Below are 20,636 nucleotides of genomic sequence, written 5' to 3'. Positions count from 1 at the left end.
AATTCCGATTGACGGTCGCTCAGCGATTCTTGCCCGGCACCCACAGGACGTCGCCCGATCCCTTGGCGTTTACCCAGCGCGCGGCGACGAAGAAGAAATCCGACAGCCTGTTCATGTAGACGAGCGCATGACGGTTGACCTTTTCGGCTTCGGCCAGCTCCGTCATCAGCCGCTCGGCGCGGCGCGAGACCGTGCGCGCATGGTGCAGATGCGCGGATGCGGGCGACCCGCCGGGAAGTACGAACGACCGCAAGGGTTCGAGATCGGCATTAAGCCGGTCGATTTCCGCTTCAATCGCGGAAACTTGCGCTTCCGTTACCCGCAAGGGTTCGTATCCCGGGTCTTCGTCGGTTTCCGGCGTGGCGAGGTCGGCCCCCAGGTCGAACAGGTCGTTCTGGATACGCGCCAGCACCTTATCCAGTTCCGTAACGGTTTTGGCGGCCTCCAGGCGGACGATTCCGACGACGGCGTTGGTCTCGTCTACCGTGCCATAGGCCTGGACCCTGAGGTCATGCTTCGGGCGGCGCTCGCCGCTGCCAAGCGCCGTCGTCCCCGCGTCGCCCGTCTTCGTGTAGATCTTGTTCAGAACGACCATGTTTACCTTGCCCGATCCGGAAAGCGTCGCTCAGGGCCGCGTTCCCATGAAATAGAGTGTCGCCATTATGATGAGGATCGCCAGAAACTGAAGGCCTACGCGCCAGCGCATCAGCATCTGCGAACGTGAGGACGATCCTCCGCGCATCATGTTCCAAAGTCCCAGCAGCAGCACGACCGCAACCGCGCCGACAGCCACGGGGACCAGATTATAAAAGAATTCTCCCAACAGAAATCTCCGTCCCAGGGGAAACGATAGGATCCAGGTCACCGGCAGCCAGCAGGCATTTCACGGTGGTCCGGCCCACTCTTCCTCATATGCGCATGAAGCGGGTCCGGGCAATTGCTTCGAGCCGCCGCGCGTGACTTATTCCTCGGAATCGGATGCCCGCAAGAGCAGCCGGTCGAGAAGACGCGTGGAGGAAAGCCGCCGGGCAACCGACATTGCGTGCGTTGGAATGGTGATGCGATACCGCGCCCGCGGATAAGGGGCCTCAAGCGCATGTATGAGCGATTTCGCAACCGCTTGCGGTTCGAGCTTGAAACGCGACGGTTCGCCGGCTGCCATGCGTTCCAGACGCCTTTCATAGGCCGCCCGATAAGGCGAAACATCCATTCCCGCCTTCCCGATGACGCGGTGGAAGTTCGCCATGGCGTTCTCGGTGAATTTCGTGGCGATCGGCCCCGGTTCGATCAACGAAACATGAATGCCCGTGCCCGCCAGTTCGAGGCGCAAGGTATCCGAATAGCCTTCGAGCGCGAATTTCGACGCATTATAGGCCCCGCGATAGGGCATGGCGATGAAACCCAGGATCGACGAGCATTGCACGATCCTGCCGCTGCGCTGTCTGCGCATAGCGGGAAGGACGCGGCGCGTCAGATCGTGCCAGCCGATGAAATTCGCCTCGAACAGTTCCCGCAGCGCCGATGTCGGGAGATCCTCGATAGCGCCTGGAATGGCATAGGCCCCGTTGTTGAAAAGCCCGTCGATCCGCCCGCCCGTACGCTCGAGAACGGCCTCGGCCGTATCCGCGATCGTCGTTTCGTCTTCATAGTCCAGGCGAAAGGCTTCAAACCCCTTTTCGCGCAGCCTCTCAACATCCTGCCACTTGCGCGCGGTCGGGAAGACCCACCAGTCGCGCCCGCGCAGGGCATGGGCGGCGGTCTGGCCTATTCCCGAAGAACATCCGGTTATGAGCACCACGCGGCGGGGACGGTCCGGCGATGGCTGATGCGCAGCACCCTCTGGCCTGCCGCGCGTTGCCATCAGATCGGCTCGCCTGCCAGAAGCCGCGGCATTTCACCCGTAAGCCCTGCTGCCTGACGGATGAAGAAACGCTTTACGAACGGCATGCGGTCGACAAGGCCGAGGCCGACATCACGCACCGCGCGCAAGGCATCGCTATCGTTGGAAAACAGCCGGTTGAGCACATCGGTCACCACGCCCATGCGGAACGTGTCGAAGCGTCGCCAGCGCTCGTATTTTTCCAACACGTCGAGTGCCCCGATATCCTGACCCAAGCGGCGCGCCTCGATCAGCACTTCCGCAAGGGCCGCGACATCCTTGAACCCGAGGTTGAGGCCCTGGCCCGAAATCGGGTGAATTCCGTGCGCCGCATCGCCCGCGAGCGCGAAGCGCGGCTTCACGAAGGATCGCGCGAGGGTCAGGCCAAGCGGATAGGCATGACGCGGGCCGGCCAGCTTGATTTCGCCAAGATGATGGCCAAAGCGCCGTTCTAGCTCCAGCTCGAAGGTGAATTCATCGCCCTTGACGAGCTTTTCGGCCTCCTCTTGGGTTTCCGTCCACACGAGCGAAGACCTGTTGTCCTTCAGCGGCAGGATCGCGAAGGGGCCGGAGGGCAGGAAATGCTCTTCCGCGCGCCCCATATGCGGCCGTTTATGGGAAACGGTCGTGACGATGCCGGCCTGGCCGTATTCCCATTTCACGGTCTGGATGCCGGCAAGGTCGCGCAGGCGCGAACGCACGCCGTCGGCGGCGACGAGAAGGCTCGAGCGCAGCGTTTTTCCGGACCGCAGGGTCACTTCAACACCGGCGTCGACGTTGCGAAAATCGGTCACCGCATCGGGCGCGACGATCTCGACGCCCAGGCTCGCCGCGCGATCGGCAAGGCTTGCGACCATCTTCCCGTTCGGCACCATATGGGCGAAGGGCTCACCCGGCGCGACTTCACCCTCGAACGTGAGAAACACCGGGCGAACAAGATCGCGAAGCTTGGAATCCGTTACGATCATTTCCATGATCGGTTCGGCATGGGGAAGGATTTCCTGCCAGACGCCGAGCCGATCGAGCATGCGGCTGGCGGCAGCGATAATGGCCGAGGCACGCGGGTCCTTCTCCATTTCGGCCCGCTGGCGCAGATCGACCAGCGCCACCCGGATCGCGGGATCGGCCTGCTTCAGCGCGACCGCGAGCGACAGGCCGACATAGCCGCCTCCGCCGATCAGGACATCGAGACGGTCATCACCTTTTACCGTTCGCGCACTTGCCATGTCCCACTCTCCATTCACGAGGCATGCCGCACTTGACTTTTACGTCAGGTGCCGGACAACTCTCGTTCCGCTTATACCATTTCACCGTCGGCGTCATTGGCCGACCTCACCGGATCATAGGGGCTTACCCATGAACGATTCCAGTGCGGAATCAAAGGTCGTGACCAGCAATTCCGCAATCGAGGGGCTACTTGCGATCCTTGATCTCGAGCCGCTGGAGCAGAACCTCTTCCGCGGCATGAGCCCGCAGGTCGGCTGGCAGCGCGTCTTCGGCGGGCAGGTGATCGGCCAGGCGCTTGTCGCGGCGTCACGCACCGTCGAGGAAGAACGGCCGGTGCATTCGCTGCACGGCTATTTCATGCGCCCCGGCGACCCTTCCGTACCGATCATCTACGAGGTCGACCGTATCCGCGACGGCGGCAGCTTTACCACGCGGCGGGTGGTCGCAATCCAGCACGGCAAGGCGATTTTTTCGATGTCCGCCTCGTTTCACGCCCGCGAGGAAGGGCTCGACCACCAGATCGACATGGGCGATGTTCCCATGCCCGAAGACCTGCCGAGCGAAACGGAACTGAAGGAAAAATTCCTTGCCGTCGCGCCGGAGAGCGTGCGCCGCTACTGGGAGCGGGAACGGCCGATCGAGCTCAGGCCCGTTGATCTTGCTCACTATTTTTCCCGAAAGAAGCTGGAACCTTCCCAGAAAGTGTGGGTTCGCGCCAGCGCCAGGCTGCCGGACGACGCAAGAATCCATACCTGCGTTCTGGCCTATGCATCCGACATGACGCTGCTGGATACGGCGCTTTTCGCCCATGGAACCAGCGTTTTCGACAAGAAACTGCAGGTCGCGAGCCTCGACCACGCCATGTGGTTCCACCGCCCGTTCCGCGCCGACGAGTGGCTGCTTTACTCCGAAGACAGCCCTTCGGCCTCCGGAGGACGAGGGTTTACAAGGGGTTCGCTCTATACCCGGGAAGGCCTTCTGGTCGCCTCCAGCGCGCAGGAAGGGCTGATCCGCGTGCGCAAATAACGGCGGCGAGGAAAAAGACTTTCGTGCCGTCCTCGCGGCAAAACGGTCAGTCAAAGGTTCCTGAGAAACCCCCGATGGAAAGCGGGTTGTCCGTCATCGCCTGCCGGTCCGGCGTGTCGGGCGCCAGACCTCCCGTAAAGGCATCGAACATCCTGCGGACGAAGCCTTCCGGCAGGTCGCTCGTTATGAAGACGAGCCGCGTTCGCCGGTCGTCGCCATTCGGCCAGGCGGGAAGCGTCGCCGGAGGATGGAACACATGCTGGACCCCGTGAATAACGACCGGACGATCCGGGTCCTCCGCGATCCGAACGACACCCTTGACGCGAAGGAGCTTCGGCCCGTGGGCCGAGCGCATGAGATCGAGAAACATTTCCAGCGCCGACGCCTGGATCGGCTTCGACGTCGAAAGCGTGAAGGCGCGGATGCGGTCGTCATGCCGGTTCACGTCATGGGAATGATCGTGCCCATGATGATGGTGGTGCGCACGATCGCGGTAGGCCTCTTCGTTCAGCCAGCGGGCGACATCGGGGATCTTGCTTTCGGGGTCGTAAAGGCCGGTGCCGAGCAGATTGGCCGCAACGGCTTCGCCTGCCGACGCCTCCAGGCGCTTCGCGCCCGGATTGAGCGTGGCGAGACGGACCAGAAACCCGTCGAATTCGGAACGTTGCGCATCCGATTCGATCAGATCCGTCTTTGTGAGAACGATCCGGTCCGCCACCGCGGCCTGGCGCAAGGCTTCCTCGTGGGCATCGAGCGTCGCGTTGCCGTTGATCGCGTCGACCAGCGTCACCACACCATCAAGCCGATATCTAAGGCTCAGATAGGGATGCAGCATGATCGTGTGGAGGATGGGCGCCGGATCGGCAAGGCCGGTCGTTTCGATAACGACCCGGTCGAGCCGCGCGATCCGCCCGTTGTCGAGACCACGCAACAAGTCTTCAAGGGTCGTAACCAGATCGCCGCGGATGGTGCAGCACAGGCAGCCTGACGAAAGCTCGACGATCCCCTCGCCCGAGCCCTCGACCAGCAGGTGATCGAGCCCGATTTCACCGAATTCGTTGATGACGACTGCGGTATCCGCCATCGCCGGATCCTTGAGAAGCCGGTTCAGGAGCGTCGTCTTGCCGGCACCCAGAAACCCGGTGATCACGGTGAGCGGAATGGGCGGCTTCGGGCCACGACGGCCCGCATCGTTTTCAGTCATGGAATACGAGTTTCCGAGTGGAGAGGCGATTTCAAGGCGACTTGGGCTTCAGGATCGGCAGCGGCGCGTTGGGCGCAAGCGTGCCCTTGAAGATCGCGCCGGGTTTCGCTTCGCCGGCGTCATCATCGTCCGAGCCTTCGTCGGCCCCTTCGCTGGTCAGGATCGCGCCGGGGCTTGCGGATTTCGCGATTTTCTCGGGCGCGTCCTGCGACGCTTCCCCTGTCGCTTCCCGCAGCCGGCCAGGCTTCGCGACAGGCACCACCGTTATCGCGGGCGCCGCGATCGCGGCCGCATCCCTCGGAACGCCGATCGATACCGGGATCGTGTTGTAGGCAACGAGTCGAGGACCCGCCAGATCTTCCATGAGTTGCCCCCAGTCGATCTTGTTGCCCTTCTTCGGCACGTCGGCCTTCGCAGGCTCGCGAGAAACGTTGACGCCGGGGATGATGCGTCCGGACGAGCCCTCCAGCCTGCCGTTGTAGGAAAGGATCGCGGAGGGCTTCTTGTCGTTCTTGCCGTAACGAGCCACGAGCTCTTCAGCCGAAGGACGCGGATTGGACTTGCAATAGCCATCCTGCGGCGGCTTTTGCGATATGCCTTTCAAATCCTCGATCGACCCGCGCCCGCGCGTATCGAACCCCTTTTCGATAAGTTCGCGCGAATGGGCAAGACGCTCCAGCCCCGAACCGGCACCCAGAATGACGGCCATGACGGTGCGCCCGCGCCTTGTGGCCGAAACGGCGACATTGAAGCCGGAGTTGCAGATGTAGCCGGTCTTTAGGCCATTGGCGCCGCGAACGCGCATGAGGAACTCGCGATTGGCCGAGCGCAACGTCTTCTTGCCGAATTTCAGGCCCGCATGGCCGTATAGCCCGCGATACTCCGGGAAATCCAGCCAGAGCCGGCGCGCCAGCACGCCAAGATCGCGCGCCGAGGAGACCTGCCTGTTGTCGGGAAGCCCGTGCGGATTGACGAAATGCGTCGCCGACAGGCCCATGCGGCTCGCTTCCTGGTTCATCAGCACGATGAAGCCGGATTCCGTGCCGCCGATCGCCTCGCCCAGCGCGACGGCGATATCGTTCGCCGATTTGACGAGCACCATCTTCAGCGCGTTTTCGACCGTCAGCTTCGTGCCGGGCCTGAAGCCCATCTTGCTCGGCGGCTCGGCGGCGGCGTTCTTGGTAACGGTCACGACCGACTGCATGCTGGCCCGGCCTTCGCGGATCGCCTTGAAGGTGACATAGGCCGTCATCAGCTTGGTGATGGAAGCCGGATACCACTGCCTTGTCGCATCCTTTTCATCGAGGATGCGCCCGCTTTCGGCATCGAAAACGATCCAGGAGGCCACATCCGCCAGCGCCGGGCGGGCCGGGGCGGCAAGCAGCGCGGCACTTAGCGCAAGCGACATAAAGAAAGGCGCCCGGCCCAAAAGCCGGCGCCCGAAAGCACCTTGGAACATGGATACGCCCAGCACGATTTCCTCGCCGACCTTTGCAAAATTGCGGATGGTCCCGACGTCTCGCCCCTATCTGTAACCGAAAGAGGGGGGATTTTGCAAAGGAATGCGCGGGGAAGGGGAGCGGGGCTGCTTTCAAGAAGCGCCTGATCCTGGCCGGTTGGGACATCTGCGAGGGCTTGATGCACCACTCTCGCACGCCCCGCCATTGCCCAGACTCGAGAGATGGTTCGGTCACAGTGCAACAAGCAAGGGCGATAACGACTTCAGACCTTTCGTGGAATCGGCCTGCTCTAATGGATACGCGGGTCAAGCCCGCGTATGACGAGCTGAGAGCGTGGAGCCTGAGAACCACGCGGTCTCCCTAAAGAAAGGCAGACCGAATCTTTCAGGAGAGAAGCACTGCCTTTCCTTCGTCTTCGCCGGGCCCAGACCCGGCGATCCACTAAAGCGCCTGCGGCAAGCGGCGACCGCCGATGCGTGCGCGGATCAAGCCAGCGAATGATGAAGAAGAGGGCACAGCGTGAGGAGCGAGATTCCGGCTCTGCGCGGCATCACTTCGTGCTGCAGCGCGTCCGGAATGACAGGAGTGATGCGAGAAAGCTGAAGCGTGTGGACGCAAGAGAGGTTAGCGTCTGCCGCGCTCTCAGCCGTCATGCCGGACAAGGGAAGCATGCGTATTCCGCCGAAGCGCGTCGCGCGTAGGCGACAAGAATACGCCGTGAAATGCTGACCGCCGATCCGGCACCCGGATATCTGTCGCGGGCGAAGCCAGCACAATATTTCAAAGACGCGCTAGCGCGCGACTGATGCGCTGGGCCCCGGCTCTCGCGATGCGCTGACGCGCACGCGGGCCGGGGTGACGGAGGAGAGGGCACGGGCGCATAGCATGACGAGAGGGCACGGCGTGTGGCACGAGGTCCCGGCTCTGCGAAGCAGCATTACATGCTGCATCGCGTCCGGGATGACAGGAGTGGTACGGCGCATCCCTGAATGACATGCGAAATACGGCAATGTCGTTTGAAAAATTACCCACCCAAACCTTCGTCGTAAGTGCTTTGTCTAAGACTACGAAAGTTCGATCAATGCCTTATGGACGGCGCCGGGCCCGATCAGCATAATGCGCGGCGATTTCACGAAGGCGGTGTGGAGGTTTGCCGGCTGCCGTGATTTGATGGATCCCAAAGCGAATTCCGTTCGGGAAGGTTCGATCCGGACGAGAAGACAACGCTTCTAGCCGATCAAAACCCAATCGGGAGGAAAGCCATGTCCGAGACTGTCTATCCGGTGCCGGCCGAAATTGCCGCCAATGCGCTTATCGACAATGAAAAGTACCTGGAGATGTACCAGCGCTCGGTGAGCGATCCGGAAGGCTTCTGGGGCGAGCACGGCAAGCGCGTCGACTGGATCAAGCCTTTCACCAAGGTCAAGAACACCTCCTACGACCCGCATAACGTCTCGATCAAGTGGTTCGAGGACGGCACGCTGAACGTTTCCGCCAACTGCGTGGACCGGCATGTGGCCACGCGCGGAGACCAGCCCGCGATCATCTGGGAAGGCGACGACCCGAGCGAGCACAAGGTCATCACCTACAAGGAACTGCACCACGAGGTGAACAAATTCGCCAATGTGCTGCACGCCTGCGGGGTGAAGAAGGGCGACCGGGTAACCATCTACCTGCCGATGATCCCCGAGGCCGCCTATTCGATGCTCGCGTGCGCGCGCATCGGCGCGGTCCATTCCATCGTCTTCGGCGGCTTTTCGCCCGACAGCCTTGCCCAGCGCATTTCGGGCTGTGACTCCAAGGTGGTGATCACCGCGGACGAGGGCCTGCGCGGCGGACGAAAAGTTCCGCTGAAAGCCAATGTGGACAAGGCCGTGGCAGGCTTGAGCGTCGACAAGGTCGTCGTTGTGAAGCGTACCGGCGGCGACATCGCCATGAAGGACGGACGCGACGTCTGGTACCACGAGGAGGCAGACCGCGTTTCCGACCACTGCGAACCTGTGGAGATGAACGCGGAAGACCCGCTCTTCATCCTCTACACCTCAGGCTCCACGGGACAGCCGAAGGGCGTGCTGCACACCACCGGCGGCTATCTCGTCTACGCGTCCATGACGCACCAATACGTCTTCGACTATCACGACGGCGAAATCTACTGGTGCACGGCGGACGTGGGCTGGGTGACCGGGCACTCCTACATCGTCTACGGCCCGCTGGCGAACGGCGCTACGACGCTGATGTTCGAGGGCATTCCTACCTATCCCTCGCCCTCGCGCTTCTGGGACGTGTGCGACAAGCACAAGGTCAACATCTTCTACACCGCGCCGACGGCGATCCGCTCGCTGATGGGGGCTGGTCTCGAGCATGTCGAGAAAGCATCCCTCGACACGCTTCGGGTGCTGGGCACCGTGGGAGAGCCGATCAACCCCGAAGCCTGGAACTGGTATCACGACAACATCGGCAAGGGGCGGTGCCCGATCGTCGACACGTGGTGGCAGACGGAAACCGGCGGCATCCTGATCACGCCGCTGCCGGGCGCTACCGCGCTGAAGCCTGGCTCCGCGACGCGGCCCTTCTTCGGCGTGCAGCCGGCGCTCGTCGACGCAGAAGGCAAGATCCTGGAAGGCGCGACGGAGGGCAACCTCGTGCTGCTCGACAGCTGGCCGGGGCAGATGCGCACCGTCTACGGCGATCACGAGCGCTTCGTGCAGACGTATTTCTCCGCCTACAAGGGGATGTATTTCTCCGGCGACGGCTGCCGGCGCGACGAGGACGGTTACTACTGGATCACCGGCCGCGTGGACGACGTGATCAACGTTTCCGGCCACCGCATGGGCACGGCGGAGGTGGAATCCTCTCTCGTCGCCCACCCGAAGGTTTCGGAAGCCGCCGTCGTCGGCTATCCGCACGACCTGAAGGGGCAGGGCATCTACGTCTATGTGACGCTGATGGCCGGCGAGGAACCGACGGACGAACTGAAGAAGGAGCTGCGCGACTGGGTGCGCAAGGACATCGGCCCGATCGCTTCTCCCGACCTCATCCAGTTCGCGCCCGGCCTGCCGAAGACGCGCTCCGGCAAGATCATGCGCCGCATCCTGCGCAAGATCGCCGAAGACAGCTTCGAGAACCTGGGCGACACCTCGACGCTGGCCGACCCGGCAGTCGTCGACGACCTGATCGATAACCGCCAGAACAAGCACTGAGCGGTTATCACGCCACCGGCAAAATGAAAAAGGGGCCATCCGGCCCCTTTTTCAATCCACGAAACGCCTGACCGATCAACGCGACAGATAGGTCTTCTTGATCTGCAGCGCGATCTTCTGGAACTTCTCGCGCAGCTCGGCGTTGTTTTCTGCGTTGTGGTAGTCCTTCGCGGATGTCGCGCAATCCTGCATCATCGCCTTCTGCGTGCTGCCGATCTGGAAACCGATCGTGATGACGCGGATATACGTGTTCTGTTTGATCGAATCGCACAGGGCGAGGGCACGCTGGCGGGCTTCGTAGGAGTTGTTCTGCGCCATCCAGTCATAGTCCGTGCCGTAGTGCGTCGTCGGACCGAAGATCGTGTTGAAATCGCCATCCGTCATCACGATCAGGTATTTCAGCACGCGCTCGTCGGAGTTGGCCGCCGGCTTGCTGTCGGCCGGCCAGAGCGAAGACCAGTTCTCCGAAAGGGCATACCAGCCCCAGGTGATGCCCGTCGCGCCGGCCGTATAGCCCTTGGCCTGCAGATTGTTGATCGTGTGCAGGAGCGAGCCCGACACGCCCGCGCCGCCCGGATCGAGCGTCAGCGGCAGCAGGGGGGATTCAGGGCAGATATAGTCCGAGCTCGAGTAAAGGCTTGAGCCGCTCTTGCGGTATCCCTTCTTCCAGCCCGAACGAACCGTGCCCGGCCCGACGGGCGCTGTCGCGTAGCTCGCGTCGGTGGCAGCCTGCGGGCCGCCACGCTCGGACGCGCAGTATTCGAACGATTCGCGAGACGCGTTCCAGCCGCCGGTCGCAAGGGTCGCGCGTGCCGTGCCGATATTCACGCCCGTGCTGTAGGGCACTAGCGCAATGCGCACCTTTTCGTTGGCCGCCGCGGCTTCCGGCGGAATCAGGATGTTGACGAAATCCGTCGCCGCATCGCGCAACGCGTCGATCTTGCCGCTGGAGGCCATGGAACCGGTCACGTCGACGACCATGGCGATCTCGACGCTCTTGGGGTAGGTGGCCTGGGCGCTGACGCTCATCGTCAGCTTTTCGGGACCGATGCCGGCGATGCTGATGAAATACGTCGGAATTTCCGTGCGGGCGGAAACGTCTATCTGACGCTTTTCCGTATCGATCACCGGCGGGTCGAGAAAGATCTTCGCGTCGCTTCCCGACGATTTCTCGGAGTTCGCGTCGAAGAAATCCTGATAGAACTCATCGACATATTGCTGGACTTCCGCGGCCGTCATGTTTTTGACCGAAAGCTCGCGCGCAACCGCAAGCATGGCCGCGTCGAGGCCGCGCGCCAACGACCGCTTCTGGTTCACCGCCCTGCCGATATCGATGGCCGCGCCGACCATGACAGTGGTGATGATGAAGACGAGACCGAAAAGGGGAAGAACGCCGCCGCGCCTGTCTCGCCGGAACCTGAGGAACACTCCCCTGGCTCCGTTCCATCCGTCAGCTTTTTTCCGCCAAGACATGACTTATTTCTCCAGCCCCGGCGCCCTTCGCAACCCAGAAGCGAGAAAGACGCCAACACACTACAAAGGATCAACTTGTATGCGTACAGACAAAAACAGCCGAACGCTTGATGATCCGACAACGTTACATTGCCATTGCTGGTAGAATGCCATTATCGCGGCCGAAAAGTGTTAAGAACTGGCGCTGCGGAAGCCAATTCTTCTGAAAGGGTTTAAGAACAATTAACCGAATAAAAGAAACTTGGGGTTACGGCTCGAGTTCGGTATCCCAATAAAGGAAGTCAAGCCAGCTGTCGTGCAGGTAGTTCGGCGGAAACAACCGGCCGTTGTTGTGAAGGTCGTGAACCGTGGGCGCAAACGGCATATGGCGGGGCCACATGTTGATGTCCGAGCAGGACTTGTTGGCCTTGCGAAGATTGCAAGGGCTGCAGGCGGTTATCACGTTCTGCCAGGTGGTCTGGCCGCCACGGGAACGGGGAACCAGATGATCGAAAGTCAGGTCCTCTCGCGTGCCGCAATACTGGCACTGGAACCTGTCACGAAGAAAGACGTTGAACCGCGTGAACGCGGGGTGGCGGGAAGGCTTGATGAAACTTCGCAGGGAAACGACGCTGGGCAGCCGGAATTCGGAACTCGGACTTCGGGCGACCACATCGTATTCGGAGACGATGTTGACCCGGTCGAGAAACACAGCCTTGACGGCGTCCTGCCACGACCAGAGCGACAGCGGATAGTAGCTTAGCGGTCTGTAGTCCGCGTTAAGCACCAGCGCCGGGTGGGCGCCTGGAGAAAGCGCGACGTTCACTCCATAGCTCCTCATGCCGGTTCGAAGGCCCGATCTCGATCGGCCAGGTCGCGAAAAAGGCCGGTCTCAGGATCCACCTTGATGAGTTGCACGCATATTGTAGAGCGATGGTGACACTCTTGTGAAGCCATTACTCGCACCAAGGCATACGCCCCGCACTGGCGCCCGGATCTCCAGAAAGCCGGCAAAGCCATTGATTTGGCGGCCGAAGCCGGCTTTCCAGCCGGATCGGATGTTTATTCGGCAAAAGAAAAGGGCGCCCTCTCGGACGCCCTTCACGATTTGTTTCATGATTTGCGGGCCAGTGCCGACGGCGAAAACGAATCACCGGCCAGTCCGCACCCGCGTTCAGCCGCGATCCCACTCGCGGATATCGACGAAGTGCCCGGCGATAGCCGCCGCCGCCGCCATGGCCGGCGAGACCAGATGGGTGCGCCCCTTGAAGCCCTGGCGGCCCTCGAAATTGCGGTTCGAGGTCGACGCGCAACGCTCGCCCGGCTTCAACTTGTCCGCATTCATGGCAAGGCACATGGAGCAGCCCGGCTCACGCCAGTCGAAACCCGCGTCCTTGAAGACCTTGTCGAGGCCCTCGGCCTCGGCCTGCTCCTTCACGAGGCCGGAACCGGGAACCACCATGGCATCGACGGTTTCCGCGACGCGGCGCCCCTCGATCACCTTCGCCGCCTCGCGCAGATCCTCGATGCGGCCATTGGTGCAGGAACCGATGAAGACCTTGTCGAGCGCGATATCGGTGATCTTCGTACCGGCCGTCAGGCCCATGTACTTCAGCGCGCGATGCTTCGACGCGCGGCGATTCTCGTCCTCGATCTGATCGGGGTCGGGCACGACGCCGGTGACGGAAACGACATCTTCCGGAGAAGAGCCCCAGGTGACGATCGGCGGAAGGTTCGCCGCATCGAGGCGGATTTCCTTGTCGAAGACAGCGCCCTCGTCGGAAAACAGCGTCTGCCAATAGGCCTTCGCCATCTCCCAGGCCTCGCCCTTCGGCGCCTTCGGACGGCCCTCCAGATAGGCATAGGTCTTTTCGTCCGGCGCGATGAGGCCGGCGCGCGCGCCACCCTCGATCGACATGTTGCAGACCGTCATGCGGCCTTCCACCGACAGCGCGCGGATCGCCTCGCCCGCATATTCGATCACATGGCCCGTGCCGCCCGCGGTGCCGATCTCGCCGATGATGGCGAGGATGATGTCCTTCGCGGTGACGCCTTCCGGCAGCTTGCCGTCGACGACGACGCGCATGTTCTTCGCCTTGCGCTGGATCAGCGTCTGGGTGGCGAGAACATGTTCCACCTCGGACGTGCCGATGCCATGCGCCAGCGCGCCGAAAGCGCCATGGGTGGAGGTGTGGCTGTCGCCGCAGACGATCGTCATGCCGGGCAGGGTGAAGCCCTGTTCCGGGCCGACGATGTGAACGATACCCTGACGCTTGTCGGTCTCGTTGTAGTACTCGATATCGAACTCGCCGGCATTGTTGGCGAGCGTTTGAACCTGCAGCGCGCTTTCCGGATCGTCGATGCCGTGCGAACGGTCGGTCGTCGGCACGTTATGGTCGACGACGGCGAGCGTGCGGCCGGGCTGGCGCACCTTGCGACCCGACATGCGAAGCCCCTCGAAGGCCTGCGGGCTCGTCACCTCGTGAACGAGATGGCGGTCGATATAAAGAAGGCTCGTGCCGTCTTCCTGGGTGTCGACGACATGGGCGTCGAAGATCTTGTCGTAAAGCGTTTTTGGCTTGCTCATCGGATGTCTCCTGAATTCTGTAGGGATAGGCCGCGCTCACTTCGCGTCAAGGAGCAGCAGGCCGGGGTGGACGGCGTCAGATGCCGTATTGCAGGCCGTGCGCAGCGCTGAGGCGGGCGTGAAAGCGCCAGGGCAGGCGGCGGCGATCCTGAAGGACGACGCGGCGAAGCGGAGCGGCCATTACGCCCGCGTCCCGTTTCGTCCCCATTTCAGCCGTCCAGCACATTGGCCCGCCGTTCCATTCAGTCAGAAAAGAATATGCCGCATTCAATGACGCAGAAACGTCCCGCCGGTCAAGCACGGCAGCCAATTTCAGCCGCCCGCAGATACGAATAAGGCGACCCGTGGGGCCGCCTCATCATCACTCGAAAAGCAAATGCGCTATGGACGCGCGCCGATCTTATTCGGCGCTTGCCTCCGCAGCCGCGGCCTCGGCGGCAGCCGCTTCCCTGGCAGCGGCCTTTTCGGCCTCAAGCGCAGCCTTGGCGGCAGCAACCTCGGCCTTCGTCGCGTCGTTGAGACGGCGGGCGCGCACGTTGGTCGCCTCGGCGATACGCGCGGACTTGCCGCGGCGGCTGCGCAGGTAATAAAGCTTCGCGCGGCGAACCTTACCGCGACGGACAACCTCGACACCTTCCACGAGCGGCGAGAAGACCGGGAAAACACGCTCCACGCCTTCGCCATAGGAAATCTTGCGGACGGTGAAGTTCTCGTCGAAACCGGCGCCCGAACGCGCGATGCATACGCCCTCGAAAGCCTGGGTACGGGTGCGGTTGCCTTCCGTAACCTTCACATTCACCCGCAGCGTGTCGCCCGGAGAGAAATCCGGCAGCTTGCGGATGGAATCAATCTTCGCCATTTCCTCGGCGTTGAGCTGATCGATGATGTTCATGGCTCTTACCTTCTCGGTTCTTCGACCGGTCAGAGCGTCCGCATACGGTCAGGCCGCAGGGGCGAATTCACCGGATTTTATGGCTGAATGCCTGAATTTATCGGTATCCATCGGTCCGATCGATCAGCCGGCGGGGCACAAGAAAACGCCACGCGGCCCACATCCGAACCCGTTTCGGCGAGGGTGATAACCCAACTGCCGCCAAATGTCATGCCCAAAATGGCAGAAAATGCGCGCTTATTCTTCTTCTTCACGGTAGCTGCGGTAAAGATCCGGGCGGCGGGCCCGCGTGATCTCTTCCGCACGCGCCTTGCGCCACGCCGCGATCCTGCCGTGATCGCCGGAGGTCAGGATTTCGGGGATCGCCTTGCCCTCGAAATCCTGCGGCCTGGTATATTGCGGGTGCTCGAGAAGACCCGTCTCGAAACTTTCGCTCTCGCCGCTCTCCCGATTGCCCATCACACCCGGCAGAATGCGCACCACCGCGTCGAGCAGCACCATGGCGCCAAGCTCGCCGCCTGAAAGCACGTAATCTCCGATTGAAACCTCAATGAGATTTCGCGCCTCGATCACACGCTCGTCCACGCCTTCGAAACGGCCGCAGACGATCACCGCGCCCGGCCCCTCGCTCAACCGACGCACATAGGCCTGATCGAGCGGACGCCCGCGCGGAGACATGAGCAGCCTCGGGCGGTTGTCGGATACCGGGCTCGCATGATCGATAGCCTTTGCCAGAATATCCGGCCGCAGGACCATGCCCGCGCCGCCACCCGCAGGCGTATCGTCGACACTGCGATGCTTGTCAGCCGCGAAATCCCGGATCTGAACCGTTTCCAGGCTCCAGATCTCCTTTTCCAGCGCCCGGCCCGACAGGCTGTGGCCGAGCGGACCTGGAAACATGTCCGGATAAAGCGTCAGCACGGTGGCGGCAAACGGCATTTCAGCGATCCTGTCAGAACGACCCGAAAACGAATTTGAAACGGGACCTTAAGGAATTCGGCAGCACTTTAAATATCCAGCCAAATTCCGAAAGGCCCAATTGTGCAGTCGGCACGCGAAGAAAAACATCACACCATCAGCGCATGGCTTCGCCAGCTCGGATTTAAGCCAACGCCGTGGCGCGCGCTTCCTGCAGCGGCACTAGCTGTCTATGGGATCTGCATGGGCCTTGTCTTCAACGCCGGTTTCGACCAACCCTACGACAAGGTGCAGCACATCCTGTTCTTCGGGCTTCTGACGCTCGCGATTCACGCCCTGTTTTCCTGCAGGCTGCGCGTTTCCGCGATCACGGTCCTCATCCTCGGGCTGATCGGGGAAGGGATACAAGGTGTCTTGCCGCATCATCACGCTTCCATGCTTGATGCGGGCGCCAATACCATCGGCATTGCCGCCGTTGCCGTCGCGATCGCGCTTGTCCGTTCCGAAGTGAAAGCCGCCGCAACCGGCAACACCATCGCAGATATGCCTGGAAGTCAGGCTCTGTCTTCATCGCTTTCGGACAGATAGCCATCCGGCAGGGCGACGACGACGCGGCCCGAGGCGATGTCGACCGTCGGCACGAATTCGCGCGTGAAGGGAACATAGAACGAGCGGCCGCCCTTCGGCGCAATCTCAAGAAGATCGCCCGCGCCGAAATTGGGCACCGTCGCGATAGTGCCGAGTTCGGCGCCACCGGTATCGACCGCTGCCAAGCCGATCAGATCGGCATGGTAGAACTCGTCTTCCTCTTCGGGTTCGGGAAGCGCGTCCCGCGCGACATAGAGTTCCACGCCGTTCAGCGCCTCCGCCGCATTGCGGTCGTTCACGCCCTTCAGACGGGCGATGACGACGGACTTCTGCGGGCGAAGGCCCAGAATTTCGAAGCTCTTCGAGCCATCTTTCGTGGAAAGCGGCCCGTAGTCGGCAAGGGCAAGCGGATCATCCCCATAGGGCTTGATCCGCACTTCGCCCCGAATGCCGTGGGCGGCGCCGATGCGCGCGATGGCGATCCGGGCACTTGCTTTACTCATGCCCGGACGTTCCCTCTAAAAGAAACCGGCGCCGCATCGCAGGTTAGGGTCTGTTGGAAATCAGGTTTCGGGCGTGGCGCGTGACGGATTTCGAATCTGAACAGGCGAAGTGACCGCAGTGGTGTATTCCACCACAAGGGCTCTTCAACGCATTCAGAGCCGAAATCCGCCGCGTCCCGAAGGGATATGACGAAAATCGCCCATCTTTGCGTCGCAGGACCTTGAAAGGGGGAGGCCCTTCCGGCAGTCCTGCTCCTGAAGCTGAACGATTTTCATTCATACCACGCTCCAAATCCTGAATCCCAATAGACCCTATTCCGCAGCGGCTTCCTCGGAGGCCGCAGGTTCGGCGGCAGCTTCCTCGGCAGCGGCAGCCGCGTCTTCAGCCTTCTGGCGCTTTTCTTCCAGGCGCTCCTTGGCCTTCTGGCCGAGCTCCGCCTTCTGCGGGTTGTTGCGCGGCTCGCGCTTCAGCACGCCCGCGGCATCGAGGAAACGCAGGACACGGTCGGTCGGCTGCGCGCCATGGCCGATCCAGTGCTGAATGCGCTCCAGGTTAAGCTCGACGCGTTTTTCGTCATCCTTCGACAGCATCGGGTTGTAGGTGCCCAGACGCTCGATGAAGCGGCCGTCGCGCGGCGCACGCTCATCGGCAACGACAATGCGGTAATACGGGCGCTTCTTCGCGCCACCCCGTGCGAGACGGATCTTGAGAGCCATTTTGTCTACTCCTGTTAAATGGCGGTTCGCCGATCAGCGGCGAATGGCTTCGTGATGCCGAATGACTTCCTTGACGATGAAGTTGAGGAATTTTTCGGCGAAATCGGGATCGAGATTGGCCTTGTGCGCGAGATCGCGAAGGCGTTCGATCTGCCGTTCCTCCCGTGCCGGGTCGGCCGGCGGAAGATTGTGGGTGGCTTTCAGGACGCCGACGCGCTGCGTGCAGCGGAACCTTTCGGCCAGCATATGCACGAGAGCAGCGTCGATATTGTCGATCGAGCCGCGCAATTCCCTGAGTTCTTCGAGCGCCGGATTGTCCGGGCCGAGTTGGGTCTCGGCGTTGGTGCTCATTTCTTCTTCCCTTTCCCCAATCCGGGAAGGCCGGGCATTTTCGCCCCGCCCAGACCCGGAAGCCCCGGCATGCCGCCAGACGGCAGGCCCGCGCCCGGAAAGCCGCCCGGCAGACCGCCACCACCGGGCATTCCGCCCGGAAGCTGGCCCGACTTGGCGAGCTTTTCGATCTCCTTCGGGTCGACCTGCGGCATGCCGCCGCCCATGCCGCCCATAAGCTTGCCGAAGAGGCCCTTGCCCTTGCCCATCTGCTTCATCATGTCCGCCATCTGGCGGTGCATCTTGAGAAGCTTGTTGACGTCGGCGACATCCACGCCCGAGCCACGGGCGACGCGCTTCTTGCGGCTGGCCTTCATGAGTTCGGGCCGGCGGCGCTCGGCAGGCGTCATCGACTGGATGATGGCTACCTGGCGCTTGACGACCTTGTCGTCCAGGTTGGCGGCGTCGAGCTGCTTCTTGATCTTCCCGACACCCGGCATCATGCCCATGATGCCGGACATGCCGCCGAGCTTTTCCATCTGCTTGAGCTGCTCGGCCAGATCCTCCAGGTCGAAGGATCCTTTCTTCATCTTGGCGGCCATCTTGGCCGCCTTGTCGGCGTCGAATTCCTGCGCGGCCTTTTCCACCAGCGAGACGATGTCGCCCATGCCGAGGATACGGTCCGCGATACGCGAGGGATGGAACTCCTCAAGCGCGTCCGCCTTTTCGCCCGTGCCGATGAGCTTGACCGGCTTGCCGGTGACCGCGCGCATGGAAAGGGCGGCACCGCCGCGCCCGTCACCATCCATGCGGGTCAGCACGATGCCGGTGATGCCGACACGCTCGTCGAAGGCCGTAGCGAGATTGACCGCGTCCTGACCGGTGAGCGCATCCGCGACGAGCAGGATCTCATGCGGATTGGAGGCCTTCCTGACCTCCGCCATCTCCACCATCAGCGGCTCGTCGATGTGGATGCGGCCGGCGGTATCCAGCATCACCACATCGTAGCCGCCGAGCTTTGCCGCCGTCATGGCGCGGTTCGCGATCTGCACCGGCGTCTGGCCGGCGATGATCGGCAGAGTGTCCACGCCGTTCTGCTCGCCAAGGACCTTCAGCTGCTCCTGCGCGGCCGGGCGGCGCGTGTCGAGCGAGGCCATCAGCACCTTGCGCCTGTCGCGCTCCGTCAGCCGGCGGGCGATCTTGCCCGTGGTCGTCGTCTTGCCCGAGCCCTGGAGACCAACCATCATGATGCAAACGGGCGCCGGCGCATCCAGATCGATCGGCTTGGCGTCGGAGCCGAGCATTTCGACGAGCTGGTCGTGGACGATTTTCACGACCTGCTGGCCGGGGGTGACCGACTTCAGGACTTCCTGGCCGACGGCGCGGTTCTTCACCTTGTCCGTGAAGGAGCGGACAACGGGCAGCGCGACATCCGCCTCGATCAGCGCGCGGCGAACCTCGCGCATCGCTTCCGATACGTCGGATTCCGACAAGGCACCGCGCTTGGTGAGCTTGTCGAGCACTCCGCTCAGGCGATCGGACAGACTTTCGAACATGGTGGCCCTTTCAGGATTGGGTATCGAGATTCAAGCGCTTGCGGCACTTTCATCCCCTCCAGATAGGCATGACGGCGAAAAACGCCAGCGACCGCGCAAAGCAGAAAAACACCCGAGGGCGCAACGCGCTGTCGGGTGGTAACCTCCGGGCTCTCTTTATACCTTTTCGGGGCCCGGGCGGCGGATCGCAATGTCGCATCCTGTCAAGGAGTGCCGGGGTGATAAGCGGGAACGGGGGAGGAGTCAAGGAATTCCGCGCCAATCGCCGGCTTGCAGGGTCAGCCCGAATAATCCCGCGCGCCGAAAATCGCCGAGCCGACCCGCACATGCGTCGCGCCGAACGAAATCGCCGTTTCGAAGTCGCCCGACATGCCCATGGAAAGGCCGAGAAGACCGTTACGGTCGGCCATCTTCTGCAGAAGAGCGAAATGAGGGCCCGGCGCCTCCTCGAACGGCGGGATCGCCATGAGGCCCTCGACCGAAAGGCCGAGATCGTTCCGGCAAAACTTCACGAAATCATCGACCTCACCGGGCATGACGCCGGCCTTCTGCGGCTCCTCGCCCGTGTTGACCTGGATGAAAAGCCGCAGACGCTTGTCTTGCTTCTCCATCTCGTCCTTGACCGCGCGGGCGATCTTTTCCCGGTCGATCGAATGGATCGCGTCGAAAAGCTCCACCGCATCCTTCGCCTTGTTGGACTGCAAGGGGCCGATCAGGTGCAGTTCCACATCCGGATAGTCGGCCTTCAGGCCCGGCCACTTCTTCTGCGCCTCCTGGACGCGATTTTCGCCGAAGACGTTCTGGCCCGCCTCGATCACCGGGCGGATATCTTCCGCCTCGAAGGTCTTGGAGACCGCCACAAGCTCCACCGAGCCCGGCGTCCTGCGCGCTTCCTTTTCGGCGGCGGCGATCCTGGCCCATATTTCGGAGAGGCGGTCGGCTGCGGTTTCGCTCATGGATATTCCGGTCCCGTGCTTTTGCGGATAGGTAGACGCTTGTCGAACGGACGGCAACCGGAGCTCGCGAATTCCGCGTGTTCGCGGTTGACCGGCGCGGCTATTTCTGGTGACAGTCCGCGCAAAGCTATCCTGTTCGAA

At 62.2% G+C, this 20,636-nt stretch carries 20 protein-coding genes; 3 read left to right on the top strand and 17 right to left on the bottom strand.

The annotated features are described in order from the left end of the window. Positions 1-19: 19 nt before the first annotated feature. The 4 genes from GR183_RS07980 to GR183_RS07965 form a co-directional block, all read right to left on the bottom strand. Entirely contained in the window at positions 20-595 is a 576-nt protein-coding gene (locus tag GR183_RS07980) for a cob(I)yrinic acid a,c-diamide adenosyltransferase (protein WP_160775088.1), read from the bottom strand. A gap of 30 nt (positions 596-625) precedes the next feature. Then, positions 626-823: a twin transmembrane helix small protein gene (locus GR183_RS07975; RefSeq protein ID WP_160775087.1), complete on the bottom strand. Its 198-nt coding sequence runs from the start codon at positions 821-823 to the stop codon at positions 626-628. Between the two features lie 138 nt (positions 824-961). Further along, positions 962-1,861 (bottom strand): SDR family NAD(P)-dependent oxidoreductase, encoded by a 900-nt coding sequence (locus GR183_RS07970; RefSeq protein WP_160775086.1) that lies wholly within the window; start codon positions 1,859-1,861, stop codon positions 962-964. Further along, positions 1,861-3,105: a ubiquinone biosynthesis hydroxylase gene (locus GR183_RS07965; RefSeq protein ID WP_160775085.1), complete on the bottom strand. Its 1,245-nt coding sequence runs from the start codon at positions 3,103-3,105 to the stop codon at positions 1,861-1,863. Before GR183_RS07965 ends, GR183_RS07970 begins: the two co-directional genes overlap by 1 nt. 130 nt (positions 3,106-3,235) lie before the next feature. Between GR183_RS07965 and tesB the strand changes: the two genes are divergently transcribed. Beyond that, positions 3,236-4,132, top strand: a complete 897-nt coding sequence (gene tesB / locus GR183_RS07960) for an acyl-CoA thioesterase II (RefSeq protein ID WP_160775084.1) — start codon at positions 3,236-3,238, stop codon at positions 4,130-4,132. A gap of 46 nt (positions 4,133-4,178) precedes the next feature. On the opposite strand, the gene GR183_RS07955 is transcribed toward tesB, so the two are convergent. Beyond that, complete coding sequence (locus GR183_RS07955) at positions 4,179-5,336, bottom strand: CobW family GTP-binding protein (RefSeq protein WP_160775083.1); 1,158 nt, start codon at positions 5,334-5,336, stop codon at positions 4,179-4,181. A gap of 31 nt (positions 5,337-5,367) precedes the next feature. After that, entirely contained in the window at positions 5,368-6,744 is a 1,377-nt protein-coding gene (locus GR183_RS07950; RefSeq protein ID WP_202395908.1) for a D-alanyl-D-alanine carboxypeptidase family protein, read from the bottom strand. A gap of 1,314 nt (positions 6,745-8,058) precedes the next feature. On the opposite strand from GR183_RS07950, the gene acs reads away from it, so the two are divergent. Next, positions 8,059-9,996 (top strand): acetate--CoA ligase, encoded by a 1,938-nt coding sequence (gene acs / locus GR183_RS07945; protein ID WP_160775081.1) that lies wholly within the window; start codon positions 8,059-8,061, stop codon positions 9,994-9,996. A gap of 75 nt (positions 9,997-10,071) precedes the next feature. On the opposite strand, the gene GR183_RS07940 is transcribed toward acs, so the two are convergent. The 6 genes from GR183_RS07940 to trmD all read right to left on the bottom strand — a co-directional run bounded on the left by GR183_RS07940 (position 10,072) and on the right by trmD (position 15,866). After that, complete coding sequence (locus GR183_RS07940) at positions 10,072-11,424, bottom strand: pilus assembly protein TadG-related protein (RefSeq protein WP_160775080.1); 1,353 nt, start codon at positions 11,422-11,424, stop codon at positions 10,072-10,074. A 292-nt stretch (positions 11,425-11,716) separates the two neighbouring features. After that, positions 11,717-12,289, bottom strand: a complete 573-nt coding sequence (locus GR183_RS07935; RefSeq protein ID WP_202395907.1) for an HNH endonuclease — start codon at positions 12,287-12,289, stop codon at positions 11,717-11,719. Positions 12,290-12,622: 333 nt separating this feature from the next. Then, the gene (leuC, locus tag GR183_RS07930) at positions 12,623-14,035 is read right to left on the bottom strand and encodes a 3-isopropylmalate dehydratase large subunit (protein ID WP_160775078.1); all 1,413 of its coding nucleotides are present in this window, start codon (positions 14,033-14,035) and stop codon (positions 12,623-12,625) included. Positions 14,036-14,111: 76 nt separating this feature from the next. Beyond that, positions 14,112-14,243: a hypothetical protein gene (locus GR183_RS22170; protein WP_260513541.1), complete on the bottom strand. Its 132-nt coding sequence runs from the start codon at positions 14,241-14,243 to the stop codon at positions 14,112-14,114. Between the two features lie 192 nt (positions 14,244-14,435). Further along, positions 14,436-14,927 carry a 50S ribosomal protein L19 gene (gene rplS / locus GR183_RS07925; protein ID WP_160775077.1) on the bottom strand — a complete coding sequence of 164 codons (492 nt, stop codon included), beginning with the start codon at positions 14,925-14,927 and terminating at the stop codon, positions 14,436-14,438. 237 nt (positions 14,928-15,164) lie between these two features. After that, a complete protein-coding gene (gene trmD / locus GR183_RS07920) occupies positions 15,165-15,866 on the bottom strand; it encodes a tRNA (guanosine(37)-N1)-methyltransferase TrmD (RefSeq protein WP_160775076.1) in 702 nt (233 codons plus the stop codon). A 102-nt stretch (positions 15,867-15,968) separates the two neighbouring features. Between trmD and GR183_RS07915 the strand changes: the two genes are divergently transcribed. After that, positions 15,969-16,433 carry a VanZ family protein gene (locus GR183_RS07915; protein WP_160775075.1) on the top strand — a complete coding sequence of 155 codons (465 nt, stop codon included), beginning with the start codon at positions 15,969-15,971 and terminating at the stop codon, positions 16,431-16,433. Here GR183_RS07915 and rimM read toward each other — a convergent pair. The 5 genes from rimM to GR183_RS07890 form a co-directional block, all read right to left on the bottom strand. Continuing rightward, positions 16,400-16,936, bottom strand: a complete 537-nt coding sequence (rimM, locus tag GR183_RS07910) for a ribosome maturation factor RimM (RefSeq protein WP_160775074.1) — start codon at positions 16,934-16,936, stop codon at positions 16,400-16,402. The genes GR183_RS07915 and rimM overlap by 34 nt on opposite strands. A 312-nt stretch (positions 16,937-17,248) precedes the next feature. Beyond that, positions 17,249-17,653 (bottom strand): 30S ribosomal protein S16, encoded by a 405-nt coding sequence (rpsP, locus tag GR183_RS07905; RefSeq protein WP_160775073.1) that lies wholly within the window; start codon positions 17,651-17,653, stop codon positions 17,249-17,251. A gap of 33 nt (positions 17,654-17,686) precedes the next feature. Then, positions 17,687-18,004, bottom strand: coding sequence for a chorismate mutase (locus tag GR183_RS07900; protein ID WP_160775072.1), 318 nt, complete (start codon positions 18,002-18,004; stop codon positions 17,687-17,689). Next, on the bottom strand, positions 18,001-19,539 hold the full coding sequence (gene ffh / locus GR183_RS07895) for a signal recognition particle protein (protein ID WP_160775071.1): 1,539 nt from the start codon (positions 19,537-19,539) through the stop codon (positions 18,001-18,003). Before ffh ends, GR183_RS07900 begins: the two co-directional genes overlap by 4 nt. A gap of 278 nt (positions 19,540-19,817) precedes the next feature. Beyond that, positions 19,818-20,495: a YggS family pyridoxal phosphate-dependent enzyme gene (locus GR183_RS07890; RefSeq protein ID WP_160775070.1), complete on the bottom strand. Its 678-nt coding sequence runs from the start codon at positions 20,493-20,495 to the stop codon at positions 19,818-19,820. Between the last annotated feature and the right edge of the window lie 141 nt (positions 20,496-20,636).

The sequence above is a fragment of the Stappia sediminis genome, assembly GCF_009826895.1.
Classification (GTDB): Bacteria; Pseudomonadota; Alphaproteobacteria; order Rhizobiales; family Stappiaceae; genus Hongsoonwoonella; species Hongsoonwoonella sediminis.
The sequence above is the reverse complement of the archived record's forward strand: the minus strand, read 5'-3'. Positions and strand labels throughout refer to the sequence as shown.

Coding starts and splice junctions, on each gene's coding strand:
- leuC (WP_160775078.1), bottom strand. CDS start 14,035: ATGAGCAAGCCAAAAACGCTTTACGACAAGATCTTCGACGCCCATGTC.
- tesB (WP_160775084.1), top strand. CDS start 3,236: ATGAACGATTCCAGTGCGGAATCAAAGGTCGTGACCAGCAATTCCGCA.
- trmD (WP_160775076.1), bottom strand. CDS start 15,866: ATGCCGTTTGCCGCCACCGTGCTGACGCTTTATCCGGACATGTTTCCA.
- acs (WP_160775081.1), top strand. CDS start 8,059: ATGTCCGAGACTGTCTATCCGGTGCCGGCCGAAATTGCCGCCAATGCG.
- GR183_RS22170 (WP_260513541.1), bottom strand. CDS start 14,243: ATGGGGACGAAACGGGACGCGGGCGTAATGGCCGCTCCGCTTCGCCGC.
- ffh (WP_160775071.1), bottom strand. CDS start 19,539: ATGTTCGAAAGTCTGTCCGATCGCCTGAGCGGAGTGCTCGACAAGCTC.
- GR183_RS07970 (WP_160775086.1), bottom strand. CDS start 1,861: ATGGCAACGCGCGGCAGGCCAGAGGGTGCTGCGCATCAGCCATCGCCG.
- GR183_RS07950 (WP_202395908.1), bottom strand. CDS start 6,744: ATGTCGCTTGCGCTAAGTGCCGCGCTGCTTGCCGCCCCGGCCCGCCCG.
- rimM (WP_160775074.1), bottom strand. CDS start 16,936: ATGAGTAAAGCAAGTGCCCGGATCGCCATCGCGCGCATCGGCGCCGCC.
- GR183_RS07900 (WP_160775072.1), bottom strand. CDS start 18,004: ATGAGCACCAACGCCGAGACCCAACTCGGCCCGGACAATCCGGCGCTC.
- rpsP (WP_160775073.1), bottom strand. CDS start 17,653: ATGGCTCTCAAGATCCGTCTCGCACGGGGTGGCGCGAAGAAGCGCCCG.
- GR183_RS07890 (WP_160775070.1), bottom strand. CDS start 20,495: ATGAGCGAAACCGCAGCCGACCGCCTCTCCGAAATATGGGCCAGGATC.
- GR183_RS07935 (WP_202395907.1), bottom strand. CDS start 12,289: ATGAGGAGCTATGGAGTGAACGTCGCGCTTTCTCCAGGCGCCCACCCG.
- GR183_RS07980 (WP_160775088.1), bottom strand. CDS start 595: ATGGTCGTTCTGAACAAGATCTACACGAAGACGGGCGACGCGGGGACG.
- GR183_RS07955 (WP_160775083.1), bottom strand. CDS start 5,336: ATGACTGAAAACGATGCGGGCCGTCGTGGCCCGAAGCCGCCCATTCCG.
- GR183_RS07965 (WP_160775085.1), bottom strand. CDS start 3,105: ATGGCAAGTGCGCGAACGGTAAAAGGTGATGACCGTCTCGATGTCCTG.
- rplS (WP_160775077.1), bottom strand. CDS start 14,927: ATGAACATCATCGATCAGCTCAACGCCGAGGAAATGGCGAAGATTGAT.